Origin of the sequence: Aquiflexum sp. (genome assembly GCF_041749095.1) — a bacterium.
Taxonomy (GTDB): Bacteria; Bacteroidota; Bacteroidia; order Cytophagales; family Cyclobacteriaceae; genus Aquiflexum.
Genome location: NZ_JBGTCA010000589.1, coordinates 1 through 7423 on the forward strand (window position 1 = coordinate 1; position 7423 = coordinate 7423).

At 38.3% G+C, this 7423-nt stretch carries 8 protein-coding genes and 1 tRNA gene; 1 reads left to right on the forward strand and 8 read right to left on the reverse strand.

Annotated elements, in window-relative coordinates:
* From ACEW8O_RS26425 to ACEW8O_RS26440, 4 genes are all read right to left on the reverse strand, one after another.
* Positions 1-1429, reverse strand: a 1429-nt coding sequence (locus ACEW8O_RS26425) for a polyribonucleotide nucleotidyltransferase (RefSeq protein WP_373497632.1), incomplete at its 3' end; no start/stop codon positions are given.
* A gap of 107 nt (positions 1430-1536) precedes the next feature.
* Positions 1537-1812 carry a 30S ribosomal protein S15 gene (rpsO, locus tag ACEW8O_RS26430; RefSeq protein WP_373497633.1) on the reverse strand — a complete coding sequence of 92 codons (276 nt, stop codon included), beginning with the start codon at positions 1810-1812 and terminating at the stop codon, positions 1537-1539.
* 64 nt (positions 1813-1876) lie between these two features.
* Positions 1877-3763, reverse strand: a complete 1887-nt coding sequence (locus ACEW8O_RS26435; RefSeq protein WP_373497634.1) for an LptF/LptG family permease — start codon at positions 3761-3763, stop codon at positions 1877-1879.
* Between the two features lie 73 nt (positions 3764-3836).
* Positions 3837-4232, reverse strand: a complete 396-nt coding sequence (locus tag ACEW8O_RS26440) for an START-like domain-containing protein (protein WP_373497635.1) — start codon at positions 4230-4232, stop codon at positions 3837-3839.
* Positions 4233-4323: 91 nt separating this feature from the next.
* On the opposite strand from ACEW8O_RS26440, the gene ACEW8O_RS26445 reads away from it, so the two are divergent.
* Positions 4324-4397, forward strand: a tRNA-Met gene (locus ACEW8O_RS26445).
* Between the two features lie 280 nt (positions 4398-4677).
* On the opposite strand, the gene rplT is transcribed toward ACEW8O_RS26445, so the two are convergent.
* The 4 genes from rplT to thrS form a co-directional block, all read right to left on the reverse strand.
* Positions 4678-5022, reverse strand: coding sequence for a 50S ribosomal protein L20 (gene rplT / locus ACEW8O_RS26450; protein WP_373497636.1), 345 nt, complete (start codon positions 5020-5022; stop codon positions 4678-4680).
* A gap of 110 nt (positions 5023-5132) precedes the next feature.
* Positions 5133-5330 (reverse strand): 50S ribosomal protein L35, encoded by a 198-nt coding sequence (gene rpmI / locus ACEW8O_RS26455; protein WP_373497637.1) that lies wholly within the window; start codon positions 5328-5330, stop codon positions 5133-5135.
* 21 nt (positions 5331-5351) lie between these two features.
* Entirely contained in the window at positions 5352-5903 is a 552-nt protein-coding gene (gene infC / locus ACEW8O_RS26460; protein WP_373497638.1) for a translation initiation factor IF-3, read from the reverse strand.
* An 88-nt stretch (positions 5904-5991) separates the two neighbouring features.
* On the reverse strand, positions 5992-7423 hold a 1432-nt coding region (thrS, locus tag ACEW8O_RS26465; RefSeq protein WP_373497639.1), incomplete at its 5' end, for a threonine--tRNA ligase.

A 7423-nucleotide genomic window follows, 5' to 3' on the forward strand; every position in this document is an offset into this window, starting at 1 on the left:
TCGGATCTGAAATCATTCCCATTGCAATACCTGTAACAGGAGATTTGATTTGAATACCTGCATCCATCAGAGCCAAAGAACCTGCACAAACAGTCGCCACCGAGGATGAGCCATTTGATTCTAAGATATCAGATACAATCCTTATTGTATAGGGGTTATCATCTCCTGAAGGCAATACTTTTTTCAATGCCCTCATGGCCAAATTGCCATGCCCTACTTCTCTCCTTCCAGGACCTCTGTTTATTTTTACCTCTCCGGTAGAGAAGCCTGGGAAATTGTAATGAAGAAAAAATTTATTAAAGCCTGAAAACATGGCGCCATCTACCATTTGTTCATCCATTTTCGTACCTAAAGTACAAGTAGTGATAGATTGCGTTTCACCTCTTGTAAAAATGGCTGAACCATGTGCTGATGGTAAATAATCCACTACAGACCAAATAGGTCTGATTTCATTAAGCTTTCTTCCATCCAGCCTTTTCTTTTCATTCAAGGTCAGGTTTCTGGCAGCTTCCTTATGAATTTTCCAAAAATAAGGACTGATTAAACCGGTTTCAAATTCATGCTCTTCTCCAAGACTTTCAACAAAACCTTCTTTGATGGCTTTGATCAAATCGGATCTTTCAGATTTGTTGGCAAGTTCTCTTGCTACCACCTCATAACATTTGCCATAAAGTTCAGCATGCATTTTTTCATACAATGCCGGATCAGATTTTTCGTGGTTATATTCTCTTTTAACCTCCTTACCTACAGCTATGGTCAGCTCTTTTTGAATCTTACAATGTTTTTTGATCTCTTCATGGGCAAATTGAAGGGCCTCAACCATTTCATCCTCAGAAATCTCGTTGGCTTCACCTTCAACCATCAAAATATACTCCTCAGATCCAGCTACTATAAATTCAAGTGAAGCAGTTTCGAGTTGCTTCGGAGTAGGATTAATAATCAGCTTACCATTTAATTTTCCAACTCTTACCTCAGATATAGGGCCATTGAATGGAATATCGGATACAGCCAAGGCTGCTGAAGCTGCCAATCCGGCAAGGCAATCAGGTACAATGTCATCATCTGCGGACATTAATGTAATGGCAATATTGGTGTCAGCATGGTAATCGTCCGGAAAAATAGGTCTGATCGCCCTATCTACAATACGGCTGATCAAAATCTCATAATCAGAAAGTCTTCCTTCCCTTTTCAAAAAGCCTCCGGGTATTTTACCTGATGCAGCAAATTTTTCTTGGTAATCTACAGACATGGGAAGGAAATCTACTCCTTCTGAAGCCTCTTTTTTAGAAACTACGGTGGCAAGCAACACTGCTTTGCCCATTTTCACAACAACCGCTCCATCAGCTTGCTTTGCCAATGCACCGGTTTCAATAATGATTTCTCTACCATCCTCAAGGACAATAGTTTTTGAAATTACGTTTGGTAACATAAATTTTGGTTAAGAATAATAATGTAAGTATAGATTTAAAAGTAAGGCTTAATATCGGGGGAAATAAAAAAGTAAGGTTCTCCCTTGAGAACCTTACATTAAAATGATTACTTTCTAATTCCTAAGTCAGCAATTACAGCTCTATATCTTTCAATGTCGTTTTTGACAAGATAATTGAGAAGACTTCTTCTCTTACCGACTAATTTTAAAAGACCCAATCTTGATGAGTGGTCTTTTTTGTTTGTTTTCAAATGGTCAGTTAAGTGCTGAATTCTATAGGTAAACAACGCAATCTGGGATTCCGGTGAACCTGTATCTGTATCCGCTTTTAACCTGCCATGATTTTTGAACAACTCTGATTTTTTCTCTGTAGTTAAATACATGCCTAGTTAATTATTTAATATTAAAACAATCGCAAAGATATAGCTATTATTTTGATTTTAAAAATCAGGTTTGAAATTTTGAATATAACCTATTGTATCCGATTTTAAGGCTTTTGAAGAATTCTGTATAGGTATCCGGTTCAAATAAGCGGGCGTCTTTTCTTGCCTGCTTGAGAAAGAACATTCCTATTGGAATTAGGACCAAAATTGAAAACCAAGTTCCGAAAAGAGGATCCGTCAAACCTTCTTTGGCCCACTTCTCTCCTGTTATCGTCAGCATGTAATAAATGATGAAAAAGATAATGGACATCAACACAGGCATTCCCAAGCCCCCCTTTTTAATAATTGCACCTAAAGGTGCTCCGATCATAAACATCACAATGCAGGCAAATGCAGTGGTGTATTTTTGATACCATGCAATTTCAAACCTTCGATACTCTCTTTCAAGGTTGTCAATTTGGGAAAGTTTGGTATTGAAATTATTTTTGATCGTTCTGGCATTATTCATACCGATGGTTGCAGCACGGTTTCTATAACCCCCATTCTTGATGATGGAATCCATCAATGATTTTTTTTCAGGTGTAAATCCTGTGAAATCCTTTGCGCCAATTCCCGGGTTTTGAGGACCGGTCACCTTTCTAGGTGTTTCTGCATCTCTCAAACTATCAAATTTTTCCATTTTGATCAATGAATCCATAGATGCACTCATTTCCAAGTTATTTTTGGTAATCAGGTTACTTCTTGGCCTTTGTTTGGCTATTTCTTTCGAAATGACTGATGACGTCTCAGATGGAATTGAAAATGAGTCATTTTCCATTTCAGTGATTCCACTAATACTGTCCAGATTTTGGATGATTGTTTCGTTCTCGGCGAAATATGTAGAATCCGAACTTGAAAGTGCCGCCACTCCTCCAATTGTATCCACACTGATTTCATTGGAAGCCTGCTTTTCCAATTCCAGTTTTTGCTTTGCCATAGCTTTGGCAATTCGGATTGAATCATCTCTCTCCTTTCTGGAAAGGATATCAACCGGGGGAGTAAGTTTTCTGTTTCTTGTAAAAAATGGAAAAGAAGATTCTGTGTTTATATAATTATAATAAACTATCTGATTGATTTCAGTGAACATAGAATCTAAGCCTGATTTCAATTGAGATATATTTTTTATTGACCGGTTAGTTGACCACAGGTCTTCAGGGGTTCTGTTCATCTGAAAAGATTCCAGATTGAATATAATCTGATTTTCTGAAAAACTTGTTCTGCTAAAATCCACGGGTTTCTCAGTGATACCTCTTTGGGACCTTGATTCCTTATAACTTGTACCATGATATAAAGTCATACTCATGTAACTTTCATTGAAAAAAGGCTCCATTCGGCCCGAATCTGCCAGAATAACATTGATATTTCCCTGACCTTCGGTATGGTTGTAAATGATGATATCCCTTAACCTAATTTCATCCATTTTTTGATTTACTTTGATGCTGTAATTTGGAATACCACTATAAAAAACCCCTTCCTTGATGTCAAGAGCAGGTGATTTCATTCTGATGTCATATAGAAGGCTGAAAGTTTTAAGGTTCACCTTGGGAACAAGATAATTGTTGGAGAGGTAAGCAAGAATACTCAGGAAAAAAACAAAAATGCCAATTGGTCTCAAAGCCCTCAGCAACGAAATACCACTGCTTTTCAATGCGGTGAGTTCAAAATGTTCACCCAGATTACCAAATGTCATTAAGGAAGACAATAGCACTGCCAATGGCAATGCCATAGGAGAAATGCTGATCACAAAATAGGAGAACAATTCCATGTATATCCAAAAACTAAGCCCTTTGCCAAATATTTCATCGAAATATTTCAACATATTGACTGTTAGCAGGATAAAATCCACGACAATAAAGGTCAAAAAGAAGGGCCCAATAAAAGACCCTAAAATCAGTTTATCTATTTTTTTCATTGAAATAAGCCATACCAAATATAGTAACGGCAAAGGTTACAAATATTTTCAAAAAACCTGAATTTTGAATAACTCAACCTCCGATTATTTCTTTAAGATTATTGATGAGACTTTCCCAAATTGATTCCAGTTCATCACCATCATAAGCATCACTGTAATCAATTACTTTAAGGAATAAGGTCTGTGTCAGATCGTTTTCCTCTAATTTAAACTCTATGTAAGAATGGTCTGACTCATCATGATTGTTGGGGTCATAAAAGTCAAACTTAACATGCATATTGGTCCTGAGGGCCACAACTCTCGCATAATGATCTTCACCATCAAAATGGAATATGTAGGTTTTATCTTCATTGATTGTGACATCATCCGCAAACCATTCGGACAATCCACTTGCCGTGCTCAAATAAGGAAATAATATTTTCCTGGAAGTATTGATTTGATAATCAGCAACAAACTTGTTCTTTACCATTTTTTCAGAATTTTAGTTTTCAAAAATTCATTTTTTTGCAGGCATTCACTTGCAATTATATACATTAGACCTCATATTTGCACTCCGATTTGGCGAGGTAGCTCAGATGGTTAGAGCGCAGGATTCATAACCCTGAGGTCAGGGGTTCAACTCCCCTCCTCGCTACACAAGGGCAGGATTCATATCCGCCGCGGCGGACAGGGTCCCGATAACTATCGGGATCCCCTCCTCGCTACACTCGAGCCCCTCCTTTGGGGCTTTTTTTATTAAAAAACCAATACCTTAAAATCCCTAAAGTTTTTGGATTTCAAAGATTGGCCTTCTTGTTTCTCTGTACAATGGTAATATAGCAAAAAATAACAATTAGACCTTGTCAAATAAAAAAATAAGCATAAAAAAAGCCCCGAATTGCGGGGCTTTTTCTATTAGATAAGTCAGTGCCTACTTACTTAACTTTTTCAACTACAGCTTTGAATGCCTCTGGGTGATTCATTGCCAAATCTGCAAGAACTTTTCGGTTCAATTCGACATCAGCTTTTTTCAACATACCCATGAATTGAGAATATGAGATACCAAATTCCCTGGCACCTGCATTGATACGCTGGATCCATAAAGCTCTGAATTCTCTTTTCTTAACTTTTCTGTCCCTGTAAGCGTATTGTAAACCTTTTTCGTATTTGTTTTTTGCTACTGTCCAAACGTTTTTACCTCTTCCGAAGTAGCCTTTTGTTGCTTTCAATACTTTTTTTCTTCTTGCTCTTGAAGCAACTGCATTTACTGATCTTGGCATAATGTTTAAATTTTTGACTCTAGGTGCCTTCTATCTGTAAGAATGGACTTGTTGACCTTAGCGTCTGGTGAATAAATAACCTTTATTGATTTTGAAGGATGGAAAATGGATTAACCTATTCTCAACATTGCTTTTACTCTGCCTTCATCAGCCTCATGTACCAATGTCATTTTGGTCAGATTTCTCTTTCTTTTGGTAGATTTCTTGGTCAGAATGTGGCTTTTGTAAGCATGCTTCCTTCTGATTTTACCGGTACCTGTCAAGGTAAACCGTTTTTTCGCACTTGATTTTGTTTTTACTTTAGGCATAACTGTATTTGTTTGTCGAAATTATTTCTTACTGGCTTTAGGTGCCAGGAAAAGGAACATCCTTTTCCCTTCCATTTTTGGAAGTTGCTCCACCTGTCCATATTCCTCCAGTTCCTGCGCAAATTTCAACAGCAGCATCTCTCCTCTTTCCTTAAATACAATTGACCTACCTACAAAATGTACATAAGCCTTTACTTTTGCTCCTTCTTTAAGAAAACTGATAGCATGCTTCAGCTTGAAGTTGAAATCATGGTCGTCCGTGTTCGGACCAAACCTGATTTCTTTTAGAACAGTCTTTGCAGCATTGGCTTTGATTTCCTTTTGCTTCTTTTTCTGTTCATATTTGAATTTTGCGTAGTCAATCACCTTACATACAGGCGGACTGGCATTTGGGGAAATCTCAACGAGATCAAGTTCGTTTTCCTTTGCAATTCTTAAGGCGTCAGCCAGGGTGAGTACAGCGTTGCCGCCATCTACGAAATCTCCTACTACCCTGACTTCTCTTGACCTAATCTTGTCATTTACCTTATAAGGTTCTTCTTGTCTCTGTCTGAACGGGGTTCTTCCTTTCAAAATTCTTGTGGTTGTTTAATGAAATTGCCTGCAAATATCGGAATAAATTTGAGATATAAAAAAACTCCCTAATTAATACCGTATTTATTTAACTGTTTAATGATTCTTTAATTATTCCCTTGAAGTAAGCTGCAAAGCCCTCCGGAGTATAATTACCTAGATCTCCTTGACCATGCTTCCTTACTGATACCATTCCTTCTATCTGTTCTTTCTCACCGACGATAAGCATAAATGGAATTTTTTTGACTTCAGCATCCCGGATTTTTCTACCGATTTTTTCATCCCTGTTGTCAATCACCCCGATAATATCAGAATCTTCCAAAGCACTTTTAACCTGCTCTGCATATGCTATATATTTCTCGGAAATAGGAAGGATTGTAATCTGATCAGGTGACAACCACAACGGGAAGTTACCGGCGCAATGTTCTATCAGGACTGCCACAAAACGCTCCAAAGAACCAAATGGCGCACGGTGTATCATGACCGGACGGTGTTTTTGATTATCAGAGCCGATATATTCCAATTGAAATCTTTCAGGCAAATTATAATCCACTTGAATGGTACCCAACTGCCATTTTCTGCCCAAAGCATCTTTGACCATGAAATCGAGTTTTGGGCCATAAAAAGCAGCTTCACCTAATTCGGTCACTGTATCAAGTCCTTTTTCGGCAGCAGCCTCAATTATGGCTGATTCGGCTTTGTTCCATGCTTCATCGGTACCGATATATTTTTCTCTATCATTAGGGTCCCTCAAAGAAATCTGTGCGGTGTATTCTGAAAAACCCAATGCCCTGAACACATATAATACTAAGTCAATTACTTTGATAAATTCTTCTTTTACCTGATCTGGCCTACAGAATATATGGGCATCATCTTGGGTAAAACCCCGGACACGGGTCAATCCATGCAGTTCCCCGCTTTGTTCATACCTGTAAACAGTACCGAATTCAGCATATCTGATCGGTAAGTCTTTATATGACCTGGGCTTATGTTTATAGATTTCACAATGATGGGGGCAGTTCATCGGTTTAAGCAAAAACTCTTCGCCTTCATTGGGTGTATGGATAGGTTGGAATGAATCCTTCCCATATTTTTCATAATGTCCCGAGGTCTCATATAATGCCTTGTGGCCAATATGAGGAGTCACTACCTGCTGATAACCGGACTTGTCCTGGGCCTTTTTCATGAAATTGACAAGGCGCTCTCTAAGCAGCGTTCCCTTTGGTAGCCACAAAGGCAATCCCATGCCTACTTTTTCAGAGAAGGTAAACAATTCCAATTCCCTGCCCAACTTCCTATGGTCCCTTTTCTTGGCCTCTTCCAACATAAACAGGTAATCCTGCAATTCCTTGGCTTTGGGAAAAGTAATTCCATAGATCCGGGTAAGCATTTTTCTTTTCTCATCCCCTCTCCAATAGGCACCGGCAATGTTCAAAAGCTTGGCTGCTTTGATAAAACCTGTATTTGGGATATGTGGTCCACGGCAGAGATCCACAAAATTGCCTTGTTCATAAAAAGTG